This window comes from Collinsella sp. wc0583 (assembly GCF_046116915.1).
Classification (GTDB): Bacteria; Actinomycetota; Coriobacteriia; order Coriobacteriales; family Coriobacteriaceae; genus Collinsella.
In genome coordinates this window covers 159,563-183,097 of record NZ_JBJXBN010000008.1, presented here as the reverse complement: position 1 = coordinate 183,097, position 23,535 = coordinate 159,563, and the positions used below count along the sequence as shown (strand labels likewise).

The 23,535-nt window shown below is 60.4% G+C and carries 12 protein-coding genes, 1 tRNA gene and 3 rRNA genes; 12 read left to right on the top strand and 4 right to left on the bottom strand.

Features of this window, described 5'->3' with window-relative positions:
• Positions 1 to 227: 227 nt before the first annotated feature.
• The 12 genes from ACKUUJ_RS08730 to ACKUUJ_RS08675 all read left to right on the top strand — a co-directional run bounded on the left by ACKUUJ_RS08730 (position 228) and on the right by ACKUUJ_RS08675 (position 18,205).
• Positions 228 to 1,733: ribosomal RNA gene (locus ACKUUJ_RS08730) — 16S ribosomal RNA — on the top strand.
• A 398-nt stretch (positions 1,734 to 2,131) separates the two neighbouring features.
• Positions 2,132 to 5,107: ribosomal RNA gene (locus ACKUUJ_RS08725) — 23S ribosomal RNA — on the top strand.
• Positions 5,108 to 5,251: 144 nt separating this feature from the next.
• Positions 5,252 to 5,367 (top strand): 5S ribosomal RNA (gene rrf, locus ACKUUJ_RS08720).
• The 16S, 23S and 5S rRNA genes sit together here, the layout of an rRNA operon.
• Positions 5,368 to 5,539: 172 nt before the next feature.
• Entirely contained in the window at positions 5,540 to 6,079 is a 540-nt protein-coding gene (gene acpS / locus ACKUUJ_RS08715; protein ID WP_409065312.1) for a holo-ACP synthase, read from the top strand.
• Positions 6,080 to 7,696, top strand: a complete 1,617-nt coding sequence (locus ACKUUJ_RS08710; protein WP_118081959.1) for an NAD(P)H-hydrate dehydratase — start codon at positions 6,080 to 6,082, stop codon at positions 7,694 to 7,696. It abuts the gene before it with no gap.
• Positions 7,697 to 7,698: 2 nt separating this feature from the next.
• Positions 7,699 to 8,844: an alanine racemase gene (gene alr / locus ACKUUJ_RS08705; RefSeq protein WP_349125497.1), complete on the top strand. Its 1,146-nt coding sequence runs from the start codon at positions 7,699 to 7,701 to the stop codon at positions 8,842 to 8,844.
• 8 nt (positions 8,845 to 8,852) lie between these two features.
• Positions 8,853 to 9,473: a uracil-DNA glycosylase gene (locus ACKUUJ_RS08700; RefSeq protein ID WP_349125498.1), complete on the top strand. Its 621-nt coding sequence runs from the start codon at positions 8,853 to 8,855 to the stop codon at positions 9,471 to 9,473.
• Positions 9,474 to 9,488: 15 nt separating this feature from the next.
• Positions 9,489 to 9,995, top strand: a complete 507-nt coding sequence (gene tsaE / locus ACKUUJ_RS08695; protein WP_409065311.1) for a tRNA (adenosine(37)-N6)-threonylcarbamoyltransferase complex ATPase subunit type 1 TsaE — start codon at positions 9,489 to 9,491, stop codon at positions 9,993 to 9,995.
• Positions 9,982 to 12,366, top strand: a complete 2,385-nt coding sequence (gene tsaD / locus ACKUUJ_RS08690; protein ID WP_409065310.1) for a tRNA (adenosine(37)-N6)-threonylcarbamoyltransferase complex transferase subunit TsaD — start codon at positions 9,982 to 9,984, stop codon at positions 12,364 to 12,366. Before tsaE ends, tsaD begins: the two co-directional genes overlap by 14 nt.
• An 811-nt stretch (positions 12,367 to 13,177) precedes the next feature.
• Positions 13,178 to 15,067, top strand: coding sequence for a carbon starvation protein A (locus ACKUUJ_RS08685; protein ID WP_409065309.1), 1,890 nt, complete (start codon positions 13,178 to 13,180; stop codon positions 15,065 to 15,067).
• A 237-nt stretch (positions 15,068 to 15,304) separates the two neighbouring features.
• Positions 15,305 to 15,775 carry an IS200/IS605 family transposase gene (gene tnpA, locus ACKUUJ_RS08680; RefSeq protein ID WP_346964807.1) on the top strand — a complete coding sequence of 157 codons (471 nt, stop codon included), beginning with the start codon at positions 15,305 to 15,307 and terminating at the stop codon, positions 15,773 to 15,775.
• Positions 15,776 to 16,015: 240 nt separating this feature from the next.
• Positions 16,016 to 18,205: a hypothetical protein gene (locus ACKUUJ_RS08675; protein ID WP_409065308.1), complete on the top strand. Its 2,190-nt coding sequence runs from the start codon at positions 16,016 to 16,018 to the stop codon at positions 18,203 to 18,205.
• A 514-nt stretch (positions 18,206 to 18,719) separates the two neighbouring features.
• Here the strand turns inward: ACKUUJ_RS08675 and ACKUUJ_RS08670 are convergent.
• From ACKUUJ_RS08670 to ACKUUJ_RS08655, 4 genes are all read right to left on the bottom strand, one after another.
• A tRNA-Gln gene (locus ACKUUJ_RS08670) sits at positions 18,720 to 18,791 on the bottom strand.
• A 38-nt stretch (positions 18,792 to 18,829) separates the two neighbouring features.
• Positions 18,830 to 19,735, bottom strand: a complete 906-nt coding sequence (locus ACKUUJ_RS08665) for a peptidoglycan-binding domain-containing protein (protein ID WP_409065307.1) — start codon at positions 19,733 to 19,735, stop codon at positions 18,830 to 18,832.
• A 138-nt stretch (positions 19,736 to 19,873) separates the two neighbouring features.
• Positions 19,874 to 20,887: a polyprenyl synthetase family protein gene (locus ACKUUJ_RS08660; protein WP_368156184.1), complete on the bottom strand. Its 1,014-nt coding sequence runs from the start codon at positions 20,885 to 20,887 to the stop codon at positions 19,874 to 19,876.
• A 125-nt stretch (positions 20,888 to 21,012) separates the two neighbouring features.
• Entirely contained in the window at positions 21,013 to 23,463 is a 2,451-nt protein-coding gene (locus ACKUUJ_RS08655; protein ID WP_409065306.1) for a PTS transporter subunit EIIC, read from the bottom strand.
• Positions 23,464 to 23,535: the final 72 nt, after the last annotated feature.

Genomic DNA, 23,535 nt, shown 5'->3' with positions numbered 1-23,535 from the left:
GCGTGCACCTTGAGAACCGGATACTGCGAGGATGGACACTTACTTCAGTGTCGCATCCGGGCAGACATCGAACCATTTGAAATGGTCTAACTTGGATTTGTTTTTCGCAAGGCCGCCGAGAGGCGGCCCCGAGAAATTCCTTTTCCTATACTAGAACCATATGAATCGAACGGAACCGATCAGCGATGAACTGAGAGGACCGGACGGGCTCGAAGCCCAGAATATTTTGGACGGAGAGTTCGATCCTGGCTCAGGATGAACGCTGGCGGCGCGCCTAACACATGCAAGTCGAACGGCACCCACCCTCGGGTGGAAGCGAGTGGCGAACGGCTGAGTAACACGTGGAGAACCTGCCCCCTCCCCCGGGATAGCCGCCCGAAAGGACGGGTAATACCGGATACCCCGGGGTGCCGCATGGCACCCCGGCTAAAGCCCCGACGGGAGGGGATGGCTCCGCGGCCCATCAGGTAGACGGCGGGGTGACGGCCCACCGTGCCGACAACGGGTAGCCGGGTTGAGAGACCGACCGGCCAGATTGGGACTGAGACACGGCCCAGACTCCTACGGGAGGCAGCAGTGGGGAATCTTGCGCAATGGGGGGAACCCTGACGCAGCGACGCCGCGTGCGGGACGGAGGCCTTCGGGTCGTAAACCGCTTTCAGCAGGGAAGAGTCAAGACTGTACCTGCAGAAGAAGCCCCGGCTAACTACGTGCCAGCAGCCGCGGTAATACGTAGGGGGCGAGCGTTATCCGGATTCATTGGGCGTAAAGCGCGCGTAGGCGGCCCGGCAGGCCGGGGGTCGAAGCGGGGGGCTCAACCCCCCGAAGCCCCCGGAACCTCCGCGGCTTGGGTCCGGTAGGGGAGGGTGGAACACCCGGTGTAGCGGTGGAATGCGCAGATATCGGGTGGAACACCGGTGGCGAAGGCGGCCCTCTGGGCCGAGACCGACGCTGAGGCGCGAAAGCTGGGGGAGCGAACAGGATTAGATACCCTGGTAGTCCCAGCCGTAAACGATGGACGCTAGGTGTGGGGGGACGATCCCCCCGTGCCGCAGCCAACGCATTAAGCGTCCCGCCTGGGGAGTACGGCCGCAAGGCTAAAACTCAAAGGAATTGACGGGGGCCCGCACAAGCAGCGGAGCATGTGGCTTAATTCGAAGCAACGCGAAGAACCTTACCAGGGCTTGACATATGGGTGAAGCGGGGGAGACCCCGTGGCCGAGAGGAGCCCATACAGGTGGTGCATGGCTGTCGTCAGCTCGTGTCGTGAGATGTTGGGTTAAGTCCCGCAACGAGCGCAACCCCCGCCGCGTGTTGCCATCGGGTGATGCCGGGAACCCACGCGGGACCGCCGCCGTCAAGGCGGAGGAGGGCGGGGACGACGTCAAGTCATCATGCCCCTTATGCCCTGGGCTGCACACGTGCTACAATGGCCGGTACAGAGGGATGCCACCCCGCGAGGGGGAGCGGATCCCGGAAAGCCGGCCCCAGTTCGGATTGGGGGCTGCAACCCGCCCCCATGAAGTCGGAGTTGCTAGTAATCGCGGATCAGCATGCCGCGGTGAATGCGTTCCCGGGCCTTGTACACACCGCCCGTCACACCACCCGAGTCGTCTGCACCCGAAGTCGCCGGCCCAACCGAGAGGGGGGAGGCGCCGAAGGTGTGGAGGGTGAGGGGGGTGAAGTCGTAACAAGGTAGCCGTACCGGAAGGTGCGGCTGGATCACCTCCTTTCTAGGGAGATAAATCTTCTAGAGAGATCAACTTAACTCGAATAGAGGGCAGGAGCCCGTCCGGCAGATGTCTTCCCGGTACGTCCCCGCAGCACCCGGTCCCCGGGGTCGCACCCGCGTACCTTGAGAGCCGCATAGCGATAGGAGAGAGATGGAAGAATCTTCTTCCAGACTCGATTCTTTTCTGCGATTTAAACAGAGAATGATAGCAATCATTCATCCGATCCAAACAAGAAGAATTCACTTATATATGAGTGAGGAGCATCTGATCGCGAGCACAGTACATACACTGTGCCGCGGTATGAGATACCCGAATTGCGACATACGAGCGCTATTCATGATATCGATTAATTAGATTAGTTAGCGACACGTGGATATCCCGCGGGCCCGAGAGCGGTCCCGCAAGATACCACGGGCGCACGGCGGATGCCTTGGCACAGGGAGCCGATGAAGGACGCGGCAAGCTGCGATAATCCCCGGCGAGGAGCACACATCCTTCGACCCGGGGGTCTCCGAATGGGCGAACCCATCCACAGCAGTGTGGATATCCCCACCCCGAACGCATAGGGGTGGGGAGGACAACCCGGGGAACTGAAACATCTAAGTACCCGGAGGAGAGGAAATCAATCTCGAGACTCCCCGAGTAGCGGCGAGCGAAAGGGGACCGATGGCCAAACCGTCGAGCGGGCATACCCGGCAGGGGTTCCGCCGACGGGGTTGCAGGGCCGCGCATCCGGGGGCTGCCGCCCCCGGGCGCAGGTCCGGCTGGGGAGCGGAACGGCATGGGAGGGCCGGCCGCAGCGGGTGACAGCCCCGTACGCGAACCCAGACCGGACGGCGCGACGCGGTCCCTGAGTAGGGCCGGGCACGTGAAACCCGGTCCGAACCTGGGTGGACCACCATCCAAGCCTGAGTACTACCCTGTGACCGATAGCGCACCAGTACCGTGAGGGAAAGGTGAAAAGCACCCCGGGAGGGGAGTGAAACAGTACCTGAAACCGTGCGCCCACGAGCAGTCGGAGCACCTTTATGGTGTGACGGCGTGCCTTTTGTAGAATGAGCCAGCGAGTCGCTGGCGCGGGGCGAGGTTAACCGAAAGGGAGCCGGAGCGAAAGCGAGCCTTAACAGGGCGACTTGAGTCCCGCGCCGCGGACGCGAAGCCGGGTGAGCTATCCGTGGGCAGGCTGAAGCGGGGGTAAGACCCCGTGGAGGGCCGAACGCACGTCGGTTGAAAACGGCGGCGATGACCTGCGGATAGGGGTGAAAGGCCAATCAAACCCGGAGATATCTCGTTCTCCCCGAAATAGCTTTAGGGCTAGCGTCGCGCGTTCACCGCCGGAGGTAGAGCACCGGATGGACGAGGGGGCTTCGCCGCCTACCGAATCCAACCGAACTCCGAATGCCGGCGGCCCAGAGCGCGGCAGTCAGAGCATGTGGGCTAAGCTGTGTGCTCGAGAGGGAAACAGCCCGGACCGCCCGCTAAGGTCCCCAAGTTCCAGCCGAGTGGCAAAGGATGTGCGTCCGCCCAGACAACCAGGATGTTGGCTTAGAAGCAGCCATCCATTCAAAGAGTGCGTAACAGCTCACTGGTCGAGTGGACATGCGCCGACAATACACGGGGCTAAGCTGGACACCGAAGCGGCGGGATTTTAATTCATTAGAATCGGTAGGGGAGCTTCCCATGGGCGGAGAAGCCGTCAGGGCGACCGACGGTGGAGCGCATGGGAGTGAGAATGCTGGCATGAGTAGCGAGAGACGAGAGAGTAACTCGTCCGCCGTGAACCCGAGGTTTCCTGGGCAAGGCTAATCCTCCCAGGGTCAGTCGGGGGCTAAGGCGAGGCCGGGAGGCGTAGCCGACGCGCAGCAGGCAGACATTCCTGCACCGCGCACGCGGCGCTACGACCGACGGGGCGACGGATGGGGGTGGCTCGGCGGGGTTCTGGACGTCCCCGTGATGGAGCGCGGCCCGCGGACCAGGGAAATCCGGTCCGCACACAGGGCGAGGCTCCGGACGAAGCGACTGAGCGAAGCGAGTGAGCCCGAGGTCCCTAGAAAAACCCCTAGGCAGGCGCGTGCGCGCCCGTACCGCAAACCGACACAGGTGGGTGGGTAGAACATACCGAGGCGATCGGGTCAACCATGGTCAAGGAACTCGGCACAATGGCCCCGTAACTTCGGGAGAAGGGGTGCCCGCGCGTACGTGAACGGACTTGCTCCGGGAGCGGAGGCGGGCCGCAGTGGAGAGGCCCAAGCGACTGTTTACCAAAAACACAGGACTCTGCAGAAGCCGCAAGGCGACGTATAGGGTCTGACGCCTGCCCGGTGCCGGAAGGTCACGCGGAGGGGTTAGCCGCAAGGCGAGGCCCCGAAGCCAAGCCCCGGTAAACGGCGGCCGTAACTATAACGGTCCTAAGGTAGCGAAATTCCTTGTCGGGTAAGTTCCGACCTGCACGAAAGGCGCAACGACTTGGGCGCTGTCTCGACCATGGACCCGGTGAAATTGCACTGGTCGTGAAGATGCGACTTACCCGCGGAAGGACGGAAAGACCCCGTGAACCTTCACTGCAGCTTGGCATTGGCCGCTGGTCCCGCGTGTAGAGGATAGGCAGGAGGCGAAGATCCGGAGGCGCCAGCCCCCGGGGAGCCGCCCTTGGAATACTGCCCTCGCGCGACCGGCGTCCTAACCCGAGGCCGTCAACCGGCTCGGGGACCGTGCCAGGCGGGCAGTTTGACTGGGGCGGTCGCCTCCTAAAGGGTAACGGAGGCGCGCGAAGGTCCGCTCGGGACGGTCGGCAACCGTCCTTTTGAATGCAAGAGTACAAGCGGGCTTGACTGCGAGGCCCACAAGCCGAGCAGGTGCGAAAGCAGGCTCTAGTGATCCGGCGGCCCCGAGTGGGTGGGCCGTCGCTCAACGGATAAAAGGTACTCCGGGGATAACAGGCTGATCTTGCCCAAGAGTCCACATCGACGGCAAGGTTTGGCACCTCGATGTCGGCTCATCGCATCCTGGGGCTGGAGCAGGTCCCAAGGGTACGGCTGTTCGCCGTTTAAAGCGGTACGCGAGCTGGGTTCAGAACGTCGTGAGACAGTTCGGTCCCTATCCTCCGTGGGCGCAGGAGAATCGATGGAGGCTGCCCCCAGTACGAGAGGACCGGGGTGGACGCACCTCCGGTGAACCGGTTGTCGACCAACGGCACGGCCGGGTAGCCGCGTGCGGCGCGGATAACCGCTGAAGGCATCTAAGCGGGAAGCCGTTCCAGGGATTAGTTCTCCTTCCGGTAAGGGCCCAGGTAGACTACCTGGTCGATAGACGGCAGGTGCAAGGACGGCGACGTCCTCAGCCGAGCCGCACTAATCGCCCGAGCTCTTCCGGAACCGCACCTCGCGGCCCGCGGGACAAGCGCTCATGCGCGGTCCGGGCACGAGGATGCCCCCGAGTCATCTTTCCTATGCGCCATGCGGCCCCCAGGGCACGTGTACGCGATACCGGACACCGAGAACGGTGGGCGCCGCCCACCGGTCAGCGGCCAGAGCATGGGGGGCACGCCCGGTCCCGTTCCGAACCCGGAAGCTAAGCCCCATCGCGCCGAGAGTACTGCGGGGTCAGCCCGTGGGAGGCCAGGGCGCCGCTGACCGGTGGACGGCACCGAGCCGCCATCGAGATTGAGAAGGGGGAGGCCTCGCGGCCTCCCCCTTTTTTGCGCTTATAGGGCCATCACTCCACTGTCGCTGTGTTTTTGACCCTCGTTTGTTGCATCTTCTGCGAACGGGCTACAATGTCATAGTCTGTGCAGCATGGAGGTGATTATGGCCGAAGCCGGAATCGGCGTTGATATCGTCGAGATTTCCCGAATGAATTCAATCCTTGAGAAGACGCCCGCGTTTGCTCGGCGCGTGTTTACCGATGAAGAGCGTTCGTATTGCGATGCCTCGTCTCGTCCTGCCGCGCATTATGCCAGTCGTTTTGCTTCTCGCGAGGCGGTACTTAAGGCGCTTGGTACGGGTTTTAGCCAGGGCGTTGGCCGTAAAGACGTTTCCGTAACGCGCGATAAGCTCGGCAAGCCAAAAGCGCTGCTTTCGGGTCGCGCTCTTGAAATCGCCCAGGAATTGGGCGTTGTCGAGGTTGCTCTTTCTATTACTCTGACGGGTGACTTGGCTGTTGCTAATGCCATTGCGATCACCGAGGATGCTCGACCTAAACCCAAGGAAGAAAAGGTGAGCACGAAGGAGCGCGTTGCTCAGACATTTAAAGAGGCTCGTTCTGTCTTAGACGAGCTCGAACAGCTGCAACAATCTGCTTTGTCGGAACATCTGGATGATGATCCGCAAGATGCGCTAGGAGCATAGATGAAACCGGTTTTGAGTACCGAGGAAGTCGTTCGCCTCGAAGATATTATCGAGCGTGAGGGTACCTCGAAGGCCGAACTCATGGAGTTGGCGGGCGAATTTGCTGCCAACGAGATTTTAAAGCTCAACCCCGATCGCGTTCTTGTATTGGTCGGTTTTGGCAACAATGGCGGAGATGGCTGGGTTGCCGCTGACATTCTGACGCATAAGGGCGTTGATGTAGATATCGTCTCTCCGGTTGAGCCGGATGAGATCCCTGCCGCTCTCGCTCGTCATGTCGCCCGTCGTACTGCTGGTCGCGACGTGCATGTGTGTGTCGGCCCCTCTCGTGATGAGCTGGAGGTGCTGATTGATAAGGCTGATGTTGTAGTCGATGCCATTTTTGGTACCGGTTTTCATGGTGATCTTCGTGCGCCGTTTTCAATCTGGATCCCCACGGTCAATGAAAATGCCGATTGCGTTGTCTCCATCGATGTTCCTTCGGGCCTGAATGCCGAGACGGGTGTGGTGGATGACGACTGCATTCGTGCCGAGCGTACGGTGACGATGATTGCTCCCAAGATCGGCTTATACAGCGCTGACGGTCCCGAATATGCAGGCGATCTGGTCTGCGGCGGTCTGTATGACCGCCTTGATGAGGTTATTGACGATGTCGACCATGCTGCCGAGATCGTGGAACCCGGTGACCTTGTGGACTATTTTGCTCCGCTGCCTACGAATATCGATAAGTACTCGCGCGGCTCGGTGCTCATTGTTGCCGGATCGGCGCAGTATCCTGGTGCGGCCATTATGGCTGCCAAGTCCGCTGCCCGCGCAGGCGCCGGCTATGTGGCAGTCGCGACTCCGGATGCGTGTGCCAACCTTATCCGCATGGCGCTCCCCTCGATTCCGGTCTTTGCTATTCCATCTGATTCCCGCGGTTCTTTTGGTGCCGCTGCGCGCATGACGGTATGTGAGATTGCCAAGAAATATAGCTGCGTGCTGTGTGGTCCCGGCATGACGACATCTGCCGGTGCCATGCAGGTGGTTTCGGGTCTGCTTGAGCTCGACGTACCGCTTATCTTGGATGCCGATGCTCTCAACTGCCTTGCCAAGATTGCAATCGATGGCATCGACAGTAATCCCGAGATGTATCGTCGTGAGCAGCCGCTCGTTATGACGCCGCATTATCGTGAGCTTTCGCGTCTCGTCGCCGGTGATGAGGTCAATGACCTTGGAACCGCGATTGCCGCCGCGCAAAAGGTTGTCTGGGCCGCCGGTTCCGATAACCTCGTTGTTATCGCCAAGGGCCCGACGACGGCCATTTGCGGTGTTGAGCGCGTGCTGCTGCCGCTCTCTGGCCCGGCGTCGTTGGCGACCGCTGGCTCGGGTGACGTCCTTGCGGGTATTCTGGCCGGCACGCTAGCCACCATGCGCGATGAGATGGACCGCTGGGAGCTGCTGTACTCGTATGCCGTCGCGCTTCATAGCTATGCCGGTTTTGCCGCGGCGACGGAGTTTGGCGAGAAGAGCGTTATCGCGACCGATCTTATCGACTTGATCGGTCCCGCCATGGAGTTGGCGGCAAAGGATGCGCTCGATGATCTGGGAATCACGGACGAAGGGTCGGATGACTAATTATGAATAAAGCCGATTTGACGCGTTGGTCCTGGGTCGAGATCGACCGCGGGGCGCTTCGCCGCAACACGAGGGCCTATAAGAATTTGCTGAATCCGCGTCAGCGCCTGTGCTGCGTGGTTAAAGCCGACGCTTATGGTCATGGAGCTGTTGAGTGCGCCAAGATTATGTATTCGGCCGGCGCCGACATGTTTGCCGTGGCGACGGTTAACGAGGGCGTTGAGCTCCGACAGGGCGGGATTACGAAACCCGTCCTTATCCTAAGCGAGCCGCCTATCGAGGCCATTCCGACGTTGCTCGAGTTCGATATCATGCCCTCGGTCTATACGTCCGACTTTGCTCTTGCGTATGGCGAATGTGCCGTCGCGGCGGGCAAGGTGGGCAAGTATCATCTCGCCATCGAGACGGGCATGAACCGCATCGGCGTACATTACACGCAGGTGCTCGACTTTGTCCGCGGTATTGATTTCCATCGCGGTATTCAGTGCGACGGCGTATTTACGCACTTCGCCACGGCCGATGAACCTTCGGGCTGGGACTACAAGCTGCAGTGCCAGCGCTTTACCGAGGCCGTTCAGGCCATTAAGGATGCGGGTTTTGAGTGCGGTATCGTGCATTGCGCCAACACGCCGTCCTCGATGCTCGACCCCTCGATGCATTTTGATATGATTCGCGCCGGCGTTGGCTTGTATGGCATGCAGCCGTGCGAGCTGAGTAGCCGTGTGATGCAGCTCGATCCCGTTATGAGCGTTCATGCGCGCGTGACGCGCGTGGCGCACCCTGCGATGGGCGAGGGCGTGGGCTACGGTTTTACCTACCGCGTACCGCGTACGCGCGTTCAGATCTGCACGCTGCCGATCGGTTATGCCGACGGCCTATCGCGTACGCTTTCCAATCGTATGGATGTGCTGTATCGCGGCGAGCGCGTGCGTCAGGTTGGCAATATCTGCATGGATCAGTTTATGGTCGCCATTCAGTCCAACCCGGCACACGAGATTCCCGAGGCCGAGTATGGTGACGAGATGATTATTGTCGGCCGCGATGGCGATGCCGAGATCACTATGGACGAGATGGCCCGACTGCGCGGAACGATTAACTACGAGGTCGCCTGCGGCTTTGGCATGCGTCTCGACAAGGTCTACGTGTAGGAGCCGCTATGGGCGTCATGCACATTCCCGGCCATACCCATCAGGCGCCACGTGAGGTCGCACTCGAGGAGATTGAGGCTGTTTTAGGCGACTGCCATCTCTGCCAGCTCTATCAGTCGCGCCATAACATCGTGTTTGGCGTGGGAAACCCCCACGCTCGCGTCATGTTTATTGGTGAAGCACCGGGTCGCAACGAGGATTTGCAGGGCGAACCTTTTGTGGGGGCGGCGGGTGAAGACCTCAACGGCATTTTGTCCCTGGCAGGTCTTAAGCGCGAGGACGTCTATATCGCCAACGTGCTTAAGTGCCGCCCGCCGGGAAACCGCAATCCGCGTCCCGAGGAAGTGCTGGCTTGCTCACCGTTTTTGCGCGAGCAGATTCGAAGCATCTGGCCCGATATCATCGTGACGCTCGGTAACCCCGCAACGCACTTTGTGCTCAAGACCGAGATCGGCATTACCAAGCTGCGCGGCAGGTTCCATCAGATGGGCCACTTTGTGGTGATGCCGACGTTTCATCCTGCGGCGGCGCTGCGCAATCCGGCGTGGCAGGAGTTGCTGGAGGAAGACTTTAAGATGCTGGGCGACTATCTGGAGCGGCACCCCGCGCCGGAGACCGCCTCGGAATAATAATAAGGAGCGTATATGTCCCTGGAGCGCCTGGGGGTAGGTACCTATAGAACGGCCCGTACTGCCGATACGGAGCATTTTGGCGAGCTGGTCGCACCGTGTCTAGAAGATGGCGATGTGCTGATCTTGACCGGCGGCCTCGGGGTGGGCAAAACCCACTTTACCAAGGGCGTTTCGCGCGCTCTGGGCGATGAGCATATGGTCACAAGCCCTACGTTCGCACTCATGGCCGTTCATGACCAAGGGCGTATTCCGCTGTTCCATTTTGATCTGTACCGCCTGGAGCATGCCTACGAGCTTGAGGATACGGGCATTTTTGACGTGCTGGGCTATGAGGGTGTTTGCCTGCTGGAATGGGGCGAGCAGTTTCAGGATGAACTGACAGATGAGTATCTTTCGGTGACGCTTAAGCGCGACGAGGACGACAGCGACGTGCGAACGATAACGCTCGAGGCGCACGGCGAGCGCGCTAGGGAGCTTTCCCATTTGATAGATAAGGCTGTACAAGATGAGCTTGCATAACGATAACGCGCTGGTGGTGGCGCTCGATACATCGACCGACATGCTTGCCTGCGCGGCAAGCTGGATTGATGGGCAGACGGGTGAGGCGAAGCTGGTGATTGGCGACCATATGTGCCGTCGCCATGCCAACGTGGAGCTCGTGAATACTGTTGATGGCGTACTGAAGCAGACCGGCCTGGATCGCAGCGATGTCGGCTGTTATGTGGTCGGCCGCGGCCCGGGTTCGTTTACGGGCGTGCGCATCGGCATCTCCACCGCAAAGGGTCTGGCACGCGGTGCCAACGTGCCGTTGCTGGGCGTGTCGACACTTGACGCTTGCGCCTGGACAGCATGGAAGGCCGGCGTACGCGGCAAGCTTGGTGTTCTTGCCGATGCCATGCGCGGCGAGGTGTACCCGGCGCTCTATGTGCTGGGGGATGAGGGTCCCGAGCGTCTGTTTGAGCGCGAGCGCGTGGTCAAGGCCGCCGTGGCGCTTGATGAGTGGCGCCAGACCGCGGACTGGGATCAGGTTCAGTTAACTGGTGACGGTCTCGTGCGTTATGGCAAACTGCTGGGCGAGGATGAGACGGCGCGTTGCGTGGAGCGAGACCTGTGGTGGCCCTCGGGCGAGGGCCTGCTGATGGCGCACGCCGCAGGCGATGGCGATCCGGCTCGCGTCTTGCCGATCTATACGCGCCTTTCGGATGCTGAGGAAAACGAGCGCAGGCGTCTTGGGCTTGCCGAGAGCGCGCAGAGTGAAATTACGGGCGTGGCTGATGAGCTCGCCGGTCGCCATCTGCAGTTCCGCCCCATGGGTGCGGCTGATGCCGAGGGTGCGAGCGCTCTGGAGGCAGCCTGCTTTGAAGGCGCCGGGCACGAGGCATGGACCCCGAGTATGTTCCTGTCCGAGCTGGGTCAGGACGTTGCCGCTCCGCGCAGCTGGTGGGTTGCGCACGATGACGGCCAGCTCCTGGGCCTTGCCGGCGGTATGGTCGTCGACGGGGACGTGCAGATTATGGACGTTGCCGTCGATCCGGCGCATCGCCGCGAGGGCATCGCCCGCAAGCTTCTGTCGCACGTGAGCTATGACGCGCAGATGCTCGGCTGCACCACGGCTTCGCTTGAGGTTGAGGACGGCAACGAGGCCGCAATTGCGCTCTATGCCGCTCTGGGCTTTACCGAGGCGGGTCGTCGCCGTGGCTATTACGGTGCCGGCAAGGATGCCATCGTCATGACGGCGCCGCTGCCCCTGGTGCTTCCTCTCGACAATGCCTCGCCCGAGCCGACGGCTGCCGAACAGCGTGTATGGCCGCTGCCCGCGCCCGAACGCAACGCTGAGGAGCGTGCCGAAATCGAGCGCCGCCGCCTGGTGCTTGCCATCGAGAGCTCCTGCGACGAGACAGCCGTGGCAATTATCGATGCGGACGGCAAGATGCTGGCCAACCAGGTGTCGACGCAGATTGATTTTCATGCCCGCTTTGGCGGCGTGGTACCCGAGATTGCCTCGCGCAAGCACGTTGAGGTCATCGTGGGCGTCGTAGATGCGGCGCTTGAAGATGCCGCGGCGTCGCTTGGCCTTGAGGGCGGGGCGATTGCGCCAAGTGAGCTTGCCGCCGTGGGCGTGACGCAGGGTCCGGGCCTGGTAGGTGCCCTGGTGGTGGGTGTTGCCTTTGCCAAGGGCTTTGCGTATGCTGCTGGCAAACCGCTCGTGTGCGTCAATCATCTGGAGGGTCACCTGTTTGCCAACCTGTTGGCGCAGCCCGACCTTAATCCTCCGTTTATCTTTACGCTCGTTTCGGGCGGGCACACCATGCTCGTGCACGTAAAGGCATGGGGCGACTACGAGGTGCTTGGCGAGACGCTGGACGACGCCGTGGGCGAAGCCTTTGACAAGGTGGCAAAGGCGCTGGGCCTGGGCTATCCCGGCGGCCCCATCATCTCCAAGCTTGCCGAGACGGGCAACCCCAAGGCGATCGATTTTCCCCGCGCGCTGAACAGCAGGGGAGACTACCGCTTCTCGCTTTCGGGCCTCAAGACGGCGGTGACGCTCTACATCGAGCAGGAGACCAAGGCCGGGCGCACGATTCACCTGCCCGATTTGGCGGCTTCGTTTGAGGCGGCGGTCTTTGACGTGCAGTACAAGAAGGCCAAAAACGCCCTGCATGCTACCGGGTGCAAGGAGTATTGCATCGGCGGCGGCGTCTCGGCCAACCCGCATCTGCGCGAGATGATGATCAAGAAACTCGGGCGTCAGGGAATCCGCGTAACGGTGCCGCCCTTGTCTGCCTGCACCGATAACGCCGCCATGATCGCGGAGGTCGCTCGCCGTAAATTCGACCGAGGTGAAATCTCGCCGTTCGATGTCGACGCCGATCCAAACATGACGCTGTAGTCGTACGGGTGCGGTCCCCGACCGGAGGGGCCGGATATAAGGTTTCCTGCTCTACAGTCCTGCGCAAGACGAAGGCCACATTAAGTGGCCTTCTTTGCGTGCGGAACTCGCGATAAACCTTATATCCGGCCCCTCCGGTCGGGGGCCTTTCTGTATCGATATAGCTTCTGGGCTGGATCGGCGTCGACAACGTCCAGCAAGGTTAACAAGCCAGCGTCGAATTTCCGACGTTCTTTAGCTGAAAGAAAAAGTTGGCGTGCGGAGCTTTGCTCCGCACATTTGGGATGGGAGTCCCTGCGCGCCGCGGGAACCGGGCTGCCTATATGAACTTTATCGCGAGTTCCGCACGCAAAGGAAAGCACTTAATGTGCTTTCCGTCTTGCGCAGGACTGTAGAGCAGGAAAGTTCATATAGGCAGCCCGGTTCCCGCGGCGCGCAGGGACGTCTCTCAAGCAAAAACTGTCGCAGGATAAAGTCCGAGGTCAGTGGCGCTTTATACCGAGAAATTCAAAAAAAGTTGAAAATTCATTACATATTTGCGTTGACTTTAGGTAACTAAAGTTTCATACTCCTTTTCAACCACTGGGGGATGTGAAGACGCACGGATCGTTCACATCATGATTGAAGAGGATTTCTTAGACATGTTCACGCATCAGCTAAACATTATCAGCGTAGTAATTATCTGATGCGGGTTGGCACATACAGCTAGCCCGTACGATAACGGGCGGCTGATGAAGATGAGGGCCGTCGAGCGCAACCGACGGCCCTCATTTTTTATGTCTGGGAAGTTCTTTTTAGAGGAGGAAATGTAATGAACGGAGTTTTGCTCATGGTTGTGGCCGCGGCGGTGCTCGCCTGCGGCTATCTGGGCTATGGCCGATGGCTGGCCAACAAGTGGGGCGTTGACAAAGAGGCCCTCACGCCGGCCAAGCGCATGAAAGACGGCAACAGCTTCTCGCCCGTCTCCGCCTTCACCGCGTTCTCGCACCAGTTCAGCTCGATCTGCGGTGCCGGCCCTGTCACGGGTACGATCGTCGCTATGGCCTTCGGCTGGCTTCCCGTCGTGCTCTGGGTCCTCGTCGGCGGCATCTTCTTTGGCGCCGTCCACGACTTTGGCGCCCTGTACGCCTCGATGAAGAACAACGGCAAGTCCCTGGCCCAGCTCATCGAGAAGTACATCGGCAAGACCGGCCGTCGCCTGTTCCTGCTGTTCTGCTGGCTGTTCTGCATCATCGTCATCGCCGCTTTCACCGACATGGTCTGCAAGACGTTCATGTTCACCCCGGCCGTTGACGCTTCTGGTGCTGCTACCGGTGCCATCGACTTCACCAAGTCCTATGCCGCCGGCTGCGCTGGCACCATCTCCATCCTGTTCACCTTCGTCGCCATGGCCTTTGGTTGGGCCCAGAAGAAGTTCAACCTCACCGGCGCTGCCGAGTTCGTCACCGGCGTGGTACTCATGGTCCTCATGTTCGCCGTCGGCATGCAGTTCCCGGTCTACCTGGACAAGTTCCAGTGGTTCGCCGTCGTCATGGTCTACCTGGTCTTTGCCGGTGCCATGCCCATCCAGATGCTCAAGACCCCTCGCGACTACCTCACTTCCATCATGATGATCGTCATGATCGTCTGCGCTGTCCTCGGTATCGTCGTCCTGGGCGCTAACGGCCAGGCCACCATCACCGCTCCGGTCTTCACCGGCTTTAGCAATGCCTCGGGCATGATGTTCCCGGTCCTGTTTGTCTCCGTTGCCTGCGGTGCTCTCTCCGGTTTCCACAGCCTCGTTTCTTCTGGTACCTCCTCCAAGCAGGTCGAGAAGGAGCAGGACGCCGTCAAGGTCGGTTACGGCGCCATGATCGTCGAGTCCTTCGTCGGCATCCTTGCCATCATCGTCGCCGGCATCATGTTCTCCGACATGAACACCGCCGGTACCGGCGCCCTTAACGCCGGCGTCGCTTCCACCCCGTTCCAGATCTTCGCAGCTGGCATCTCCCGCGGTATGCAGGCCTTCGGCGTTGACGGCACGCTCGCAACCGTCTTCATGACCATGAACGTTTCCGCTCTGGCCCTGACCTCGCTCGATGCCGTCGCCCGCATCGCTCGCACCTCGTTCTCCGAGTTCTTTGCCCAGACCAACGACGCCCTGGCCATCGAGTCCAAGGCCGGCTACATGAAGGTCCTCGGTAACCCCTGGTTCGCCACGGTCGTTACCCTGCTTCCTGGCCTCGCCCTCGCCTTTGGCGGCTATGCCAACATCTGGCCGCTCTTTGGTGCTTCTAACCAGCTGCTCGGCGGTATGACCATGATCACCCTCGCCGTGTTCTGCAAGTGCACCGGCCGCAAGGGTTGGATGCTCTACGTGCCCGTTGTCTTCCTGCTCTGTTGCACCTTCACCTCGCTGGTCCAGAGCGCCATGGGCTGCATGACCGCCGTCCAGGCCTACGGCTTCTTCGGCACCATCCCGGCTACCGCCACCACGGCTGCCGTTTCCGTCGCCGCCACCAAGGGTCTGCAGCTCGTCTTCGCCGTCCTGCTGATGGTCCTGGGCCTCATCGTTGCCGTCAACTGCCTCAAGGAGTTCTTCGGCAAGGAGGCCGGTTCCATGCCCGACGAGGAGCCCGAGTGGTCCGAGATGGGCAAAGTCGAGTATGGCCGCGCCGCTGCCGCCGAGGCTCCCGCCGACGCCGAGGCTGCCAAGGCGTAATCGACCTGACGAGTTGAACGTCACATCTATACAACTCGATAAGACCGGGTCCGCGGCTGCGCGGGCTCGGTCTTTTTTCATTACGGGCTTTAGCCTGTGCGGGGCGCGCAGCGCGCCGCATCAGAAACCACCCGCTATGCGGGTGGGGCCAAACGGCTTTACAAAGCCGCCCCCTCGCCGGACACTTGCGATTGTTCAGGCCGCAAGGAATCCGAGTCGAGAGGGCGGTGGTGGCGTATGGCCCAGAAGGCCTACAGCCTGTCGCACACGAAGTGGATGTGCAAGTACCACGTCGTGTTCACGCCGAAGTATAGGCGCAAAGTCATCTACAACCAAATAAGGTCCGACCTTGGGGAGATCTTCAGGAAACTCTGCCAGTACAAGGGGATAGAGATCATCGAGGGGCACCTGATGCCCGACCACGTCCACATGCTGCTGGCGATACCGCCGAAGTACAGCGTATCGAGCGTGATGGGCTACCTGAAGGGGAAGAGCTCGCTGATGATATTCGACAAGCACGCGAACATGAAGTACAAGTTCGGCAACAGGAAGTTCTGGGCCGAGGGCTACTACGTGTCCACCGTCGGCCTGAACGAGGCCACCATTGCGAAGTACATCCGGGAGCAGGAGAAGGCCGACATCGCGATCGACCGGCTGAGCGTCAAGGAGTACGAGGACCCCTTCGATAGGGGGCCGGGGCGTAAATAGCGCCGGTTTGACCGGCCCGTCACGGGTCAATCTGCAGTGCGGCCCGAACCCCGTGAGGGCCGGCGCCTTTAGACGCGTGCCGGAAATCCAAGGGTTATACCCTAAGAGCAAACCACCCCTTTTAGGGGTGGTTTTGATGCAAAAGCGGGCGATGCCCGAGTGTTCTCGCAGATGTTTTGCGTGGATAAGGGCGCGCGTTGTACCATATAGACGTATATGTGTACATATGAAAGGGGCCCCGTGGCCAAGACGGTATATTCCGATAACCAAAATAATGTCGATGCCCTGGCTGAGCGTCTGAGCAGCCAGACGTCGCTTTCTGCCGAGCGTGCCAAGCTAGTTGCCTACGACCTGCTCTGCCGCAAGGCACTCAAGATCAAGTCGAGCGCGCTGGCGCAGATTTTCCGCTCCGTCGATAAGGAATGCGACACCAAGGCGATGCGCGACGAACTCATCGCGGCAAAGATCGTTACCAAGATCGAGGGCAGCGGCATTAACGGACGTCCGGCGTTCTATACCATTCATGCCGAGATAAGTGATGCTCAGGAGCAGCTTGCCGAGGCTGTCGAAGAGGCCGTCGAGGACGTTGTCGAGGTGCCCGCTTCGGTGGAAACGGCCCCGCGCGAGCATGTCGATACCGACGAGCTGCTCGATGAGAACGTCGTTCGCGCCTTTACGGCCAAGGCCGGCCGCGGCGGTTTTGGTGGGGGCGGCAAGCGCGATGCTCAGCGCCGTGCCCAGCAGGAGCGCTTCCGTCGTGCCGTGGCTCAAAAGGATGAACTCGATACCGAGACTGTTGTGACCGAGGTTGCCGCTGAGTCGCAGAAGCCCGCGAAGGAGCAAAAGCCCGTGGAGGCCCAAGAGCCCAAGCGTCGTCGCGGTGCTCACTTTAAGGCTGTGCAGCAGGATGTCGCGCATGAAGCTGAAGAGCCTTCCGAGGTTGCGGACGATGTTGAGGAGTCTGCCAAGAGGGCTCCGGGTTCGTGTCGTCCCGGCCGCGGTTTTGCGGGACGCGCGTATCCCGTAAAGCGTCAGGAGAAGGGCGAGCCGGCTTCGACCGCTCAGGCCGATAAGGCCGAACAAACTGAGAAAACCGTTGAGCCGGTGGCTTGCGAGCAGCAACCTTCCGAGTCGCAGCCTGCGGCCGACGCCGAGGTCAAAGCTCAGCAGTCCGCTGATAAGCAGACGGGGGAGAGCGCTTCGAGCAAGCCCCGCCGTCGTCGTCACCGTGGCGGTCGTGGCTCAAATGCCGAGGCCCCGGCCGAGAAGGCGGCGACGCAAAGCAAGGATGTGAAGGCTGAGGCCCCGGTGGAGCAACCCAAGCGCCAGCCGGCGAAGGGGGACAAGCCCGAGCGCCTGCAAAAGGGTCCGTCCGCGCCAAAGCAAGAGCGTAAAGCTCAGGCAGATTCCAAGCGCAAATCCCAGGCGCAGTCCAAACCGACTGCAAACGATGTGGCCCCCCAGCAGCCTGAGCCGCTCGCTCATGGCGAGGTTTCGGCGTTTGCTCTGGCCCGTGTCCTGGGCAGGCAGCTGCTCAAGGTCGTTCCCACGCCTACGGCGCTCTCCAAGATTAAGGAGCAGCAGACTCAAATTGTTAAGGTCGAGGGCAAGGACGGCAAAAAGGCTCCGCAGCGCACTCAGCACAACGAGATGTCCAACCGCAAGATTGCCGAGGAGATTGCGATCATCCAGGCTTGGATAGAGCAGAATCGCGGCGCCGACACGCCGGTCGCTTCGCGTCGCCAGCGCGCCTACCAGATTTTTAACGATGAGAAGGCCTTTGACGGCAAGCATGGCGAGCGTCTGATTCGGCGTATGACCGAAAAGGGCATTAGCATGCAGGCAATCAAGGTTGCTCCCAACCGTCCTGTGCACTTTACGGGCTTCTTTACGCTGGGCGCCGACAAGCCGTTCATTATGGTCGAGAACCTGGACACCTATGACGAGATCGTCAAGCTCCTGCGCGGCCGCAAGCACGCTAAGCTTTTTGGCACCAAGGTGGGTGGCGTGATCTTTGGCGGTGGCTGCAAGGCGAGCGTTTCGCACGCACTGGATGATTATCTGGCCGAGATCGGCTATCGCTTTAACTATGTCTACTACGTGGGCGATATCGACCGAGAGGGTGCGCGCATTGTCGAGCAGACCCGTAATGCCAATGTTGTTGAGATTCGCCTGCATGCCGGTATGTATCGCGCCATGCTCGCCGAGCACAAGCGCCGCGTGAAGGCCGGCGGTGAGTGTGAGCCCGCGGCTGCCAACCAGGGCGTGCCGCAGAACCTAGCGGCGACGATCAAAGATTTGCCTATGGTCACGCGCGTGCAGTTCCGCAACGTGCTGCGCGAGGGCGGACGCATTCCGCAGGAGATTCTGATGACCGCCGACTATCGGGATGGCGACTCGGGAAGCTTCGACCGCATGCTGAACAACTAAATTTCGCCGGCCCCGGGAGAGCGTGGACACCGGCTTAGGTTTCCTGCTCTACAGTCCTGCTCACGACGGAGGCCACATTAAGTGGCCTTCTTTGCGTGCGGAACTCGCGACAAACTTAATGCCCGGCCCGCCGGGGCCACGCGCCATTTTGTAGATGGCGCCTCGCTTTTCGGAACTGGGCTGATATTTTCTAGATGTAAGGCGCTCTTGGTCCTTTCGGGCTTGGGGCGTCTGTCTTATATAGGTAGATTCCTTGCGGGTTCGAATCCCTCCGCTTGGCGGCGTTGGCTCGATTTTCTTAACGCGAGGAGCTCTCGGTCGACGTGGGACGGAGGGATTCCGCGTCCGCCTGCCGGCGGCCGCGCCCCGCTGCGTCGCTTCGCTCCTTGCGTGCTGCGCTGGAAAACGCTTCGCGTTTCCTCAGCTCCGCACCCTTGCGGGTTCGAATCCCTCCGCATGCCCACGAAAAAGCGCTCCAGGTTCATAAGAGCCTGGAGCGCTATGTTCTTTGGGGCTGGGACGGAGGGATTCGAACCCCCAACAGCCGGCACCAAAAACCGGAGTTCTACCGTTGAACTACGTCCCAATGTGTAGTGTTGCCCAAAAGCAACCCGTTTAGTTTACCTAATCTGCGAGGGCATCGCAAACGCCATCGAGCAGGCGTACGGCGAGTGTCTGCGCATCACTTGCGGTGAAGGTTCCGTTGTAGCGCGTCATGCCCGTGAGCTCAATGCGGATGCGCGCGGGCTTTTGCTGCGCGGCGACATTGGCGGTGCGGATGCGCTGTGCAAGGTTGTGACACTCGGCAAGGGCGATCGTGGCGCGCGGCGCAGCATCTGCGGGCAGCTCATCGCTTGCGATCTCGAGCACCAGATCCACGTCGGTCGGAACCTCGGAATCGCAAAGCATCATGCCGCTGCTGTCGGTCGTCGCCGTGGCGATGTTCCACATGCGCGATGCAACGCTGCGTGCGATGGGGTCCTCACCGATGACGGCAATCTGGAAGCGCTCGAGCACGTTGGCGGCGCGGGCAAAACCGATGCGCGACTCGGCCTCGGTAACCGAGGGCTTGCCCTCCCACACGTGATGCAGGCGGTTGATATAGGCGTAGGTATCCTGGAACGCCATGCCATCGGCAAACAGGCCAACATTTTCCTGGAACTGCTGCAGAGCGGCCTCGGTGTGCGGGCCAAAATAGCCGTCGTCCTCTCCGCAGGCAAAACCCAAAACGTTGAGCGCGCGCTGCAGGGCCTGAACGTCGGCGCCATGGAAATTGGGCATGCGCAGATAGAGCGTGCGGTCGCCCAGTTTATACGAGGCGTCTACCAGGGCGCTCCAACAGGGGATATCGACGGCGCAGCCAGCGGCAAGGCCACTGTCGAGCCTAAAGGTGCCAACAGCCTGCTCGGTGGTGGTGCCAAAGCGCTTGTCGGAGACCTCGGTGTCATCGATTGTATAGCCGAGCTGCAGAAGGCGGGACTGGACGTCCTCGACGGCTGCTCCCTGCATGCCCGTTGTAATAGGTTCCATGAACGAACCCCTTTCGGCGTACCATTCGTACTATTTGAGCGTGTGTCGGATAGACAACGCAAAGGGATGCATAAACATGCACTCAACAGTGTAGCAAGTTGTACCCAAATACGCTGCTGACAGGTTTTATTACCCCCGCTAGTTAAGGCGCTCCACAAAGAAATCTGCCATGGAGAGGAACAGCTCGCGTGCGTGCGGATCAAGCTCAACGTTCTCGATGGCCGCTTTGGCCTTGGCGGTCAGGTCGAGCGCGTAAGTGTGGGCGTAATCGATGGAGCCGGTCTCCTGGAAGATCTCCACGGCGCGTGCAAGTTGCGCGGGGTCCTCGGTGCCCGAGGAAAGGATTGCCTCGACCTCGTCGTGATAACGCTCGTCTGACAGGGCGTGCACGGCGACGAGGGTGCGCTTGCCCTCGGTGATATCGGTGCGGAAGTCCTTGTTGGCGGCCTCTTTGGTGCCGATCAAGTTGAGCAGATCGTCCTGAATCTGAAAGGCAAGGCCCGTGTGTAGACCAAAGGCGCGCAGCGCTTCGATTTGCCCATCGCTGCCGCCGCCGATAATGGCTCCGGCGGCAAGTGGCGTGGCTCCGCTGTAGTACGCCGTCTTGTGTGTTGCCATGTCCAGATAATCGTCGACCGAGATGTCAAAGCGTCCATCGCGGACCCAGCCCAAGTCGAGCGCCTGGCCCTCGATGGTGCGAACGATCATCTCGGTGAGCTCGTGGAGTACACGGAGTTTCACGTCTGCCTCGAGTGTGGGGTCGTCGAGAACCGTCTTGGTGACCATGGTGAGCGCTAAATCGCCGCAGTTGATGGCAAGGCCCGTGCCCTCGGTAAGGTGCATGCAAGGCTTGCCGCGACGCAGCTGGCCGTTGTCGGCTATGTCGTCATGGATAAGCGCTCCCGACTGAAAGTGCTCGATAGCTGCCGCCGCGCTGCGGGCGCTCTCAAAGCTGCCACCTACCGCGGTGGCGGCGAGCATGCAGATGAGCGGGCGGTGGCGCTTGCCGGCATTGGCCGTAAATGTCGAGAGCGGGGTATACAGGTAGCGCTCGATATCGGCAGAGGTCGCCTGTCCGTCAAAGAACGTGGCCAGATAGTCGTTGATCTGGCCAAAGTGCTGGGCTAAAAAGCTGGTAAACGGACTGGACACGGGTTCTCGCATTCTTTCTTAGGTTGCATCGTTGCGGTGTGCAGATACCATATTGCCACATTGGAGTTGCCGGCGCGTCTGTTTTGGCGATTTGGGGAAACGGGACGCGTGCGCGTGCCGGCTGCTTATATAAGCCTAAAGTGCTCGAGCGCCTTGACGACGCCATCTTTGTCGACCGAGTCGGTGATGTAGTCGGCGCGCTTTTTAAGATAGTCCGGCGCATTGCCCATGGCGATACCGACATCGACGGCGTTCATCAGCGAGACGTCATTGCTGGCGTCGCCGATGCCGTATACGGTTCCGTGGTGGGGATCGAGGGCGTCGAGTACAGACTGGATGCCCCCGCGCTTCGTGCATTCGCGGGGCGAGATTTCGGTTACCTCGAGTTCGAGCTCGTTAAAGCACAGCAGCGGCTCAAGTGCCTTATCTTGAGCGATGTGGTTGGCGAGCGATGTAGACATCAAGATCTTGTAGGCACTGTAATGTTGCAGCTGCGTGACTGCGTCGCCCAGGGTGCGCGCGTATCCGGGGGCATCGGGGGCATCGGCACTCATGCGCACGACGCCGTTGAGGCCCTCAAAGCGGATGACCTCGCCCGACTGCTCAAGATAGGGGGCAAGGCGCTGCAGCATGCCGGGCGTCATCGACAGATCGCGAATTGCGTGTCCGTTGATCTCGGCGTAACCGCCCGCAAGACAGACGATGCCGGTCCAGGGCAGCTCAAGAAGTTTGGGGTGGATGCAGCTGAAGGTGCGCCCTGTGCAGATAAACGCCATATTGCCCTTGGCAACAAAATCACGGATGGCTTGCGAGACCGCTTCATTGGGATAGGGGGAGAGGTCTCGCTCGCTCTCGGGAAGCTCTTGTGCCACTCGAGGGTCTTGCCACGCGAGCGTGCCGTCAATGTCGAAGAAGCAGATATCGCCGTGCTTGTGGGTTGGGCTGGCGACAGGGGAGGCCGAGGCGGTGGGTACAAATCCCGGCTCGAGGCCCATGATCTGGTCAAAATGCTCTTTAACGCGGGGAACGGAGATGCCGATGATCACCTGGGCGGTCTTGCCCGTAATGATGAGGCCCTTGGCGCCCGCCGCGACAAACGACGCGTTATCTGCAACGATGGAAGGGTCTGCGACCTCGACGCGCAGGCGCGTGGCGCAGTTGGTTGCGCCCGCAATATTGCCAACGCCACCTAAAAGCTGAATTACCCGCTCAGCGAGGACGTGATCTTGATCGGATTGACTATTGACCTCGTCATTGGGAGATTGCTCTTTGGCAAAGCCGCTTCCCGTTAAATGATCGATTGCCGCGCGATTGGCGACATGATCCTCGCGGCCCGGCGTCTTAAGGTCATAGATCAAGATGAGTGCTCGAAAACTAACAAAAAAGATGAGGCTAAAGGCAAGGCCGATACCGAGCGCCAAAAGATAGGCACTGGCATGCGTGCGCATGAGCGGAATAAAGTTGAAGGCTGCCATCTCCATGAGGCCGCCCGAGAAGATGCCGACGATGCCAAAGAGATTCATGGTTGTGGCAAGGCAAGACGATAAGACGGCGTAGAGAAAAAAGAGCCCGGGGTGGGTGAACATAAAGAGAAACTCGAGTGGCTCGGTAACGCCGCAAACCACCGAGGCGATGATGGCGGGAACAAGGATGACCCTGAGGCCGGCGCGGCGCTCTGGTTTTGCGGTGGAGTAGAACGCGGCTGCGATGGCGGGAAGGCCAAAGAGCTTGACCCAGCCGGTGGCGGTAAAACCGGCCCACGGCGCAAGTTCATTAAGGGGGCGCGTGCTATGGGAGAGGATGGGGAGCAAGCTGCTCCACGTGGCGTAGATGCCGTCGTTAATGACCAGGTTGTCGTAGTAGATCGGCATGTAGAGCAGGTGGTGCAGCCCCATGGGCTCGAGTGCTCGCTCCAAAAGCACAAAGATGCCCACGCCAAAGGGGCCGACGCTCGTAAGTGCATGGCGCAGCGTTTCGGTCATTGCGTATACGGAGGGCACGATGGCGGCCGAGATAGCGGCAAGGGCAAACACGGCAAAAAAGCTGATGAGGTAGACCAGCGAGGAGCCCGAGAAGGTGCCGAGCCAATCGGGAACCTTGGCATCGTAGAAGCGGTCATGGATGGCGACGACGGTTGCCGATACCGCCAGTGGGCCGATAATGCCGGTGTCGAGCGTCTTGATGCCGTCGATGATGGTGATGCCGCTAGCGGAGGTCAAAGACGACGGGTACTTAAGTCCAAGATTGTCTCCGCTCAGCTTAACGATTTCGCTCAAAAAGAAGCAATAGGCAAAATAGGCCACGAGTGCCTCGAGGCAGCAACGTGCCGGTTGCTTTTGGGCAAGGCCGATGGGCAGCGCTACAGCAAAAAGGAGCGGAAGGCGCTTAAAGACCGTCCACGAGCCGCGCTGGATGATGGTCCAAAAAACGTACCAAGGGGTTCCGTATACGGCGAGATCGCCGACGATGTCCGCGGTCGTTGCGAGAGCGGAGACGCCGACCATGAGGCCTGATATAGAAAACAGCATGGCGGGCGCGAACATTGCCCCGCCAAAGCGTTGGATTTTTTGCAGCATGTTCTGCCTCCCGAATATCGAGGCGCGTTGCGCGTGGTGAAACGTTTAAACAATGGATTCATTGTAGAGGAC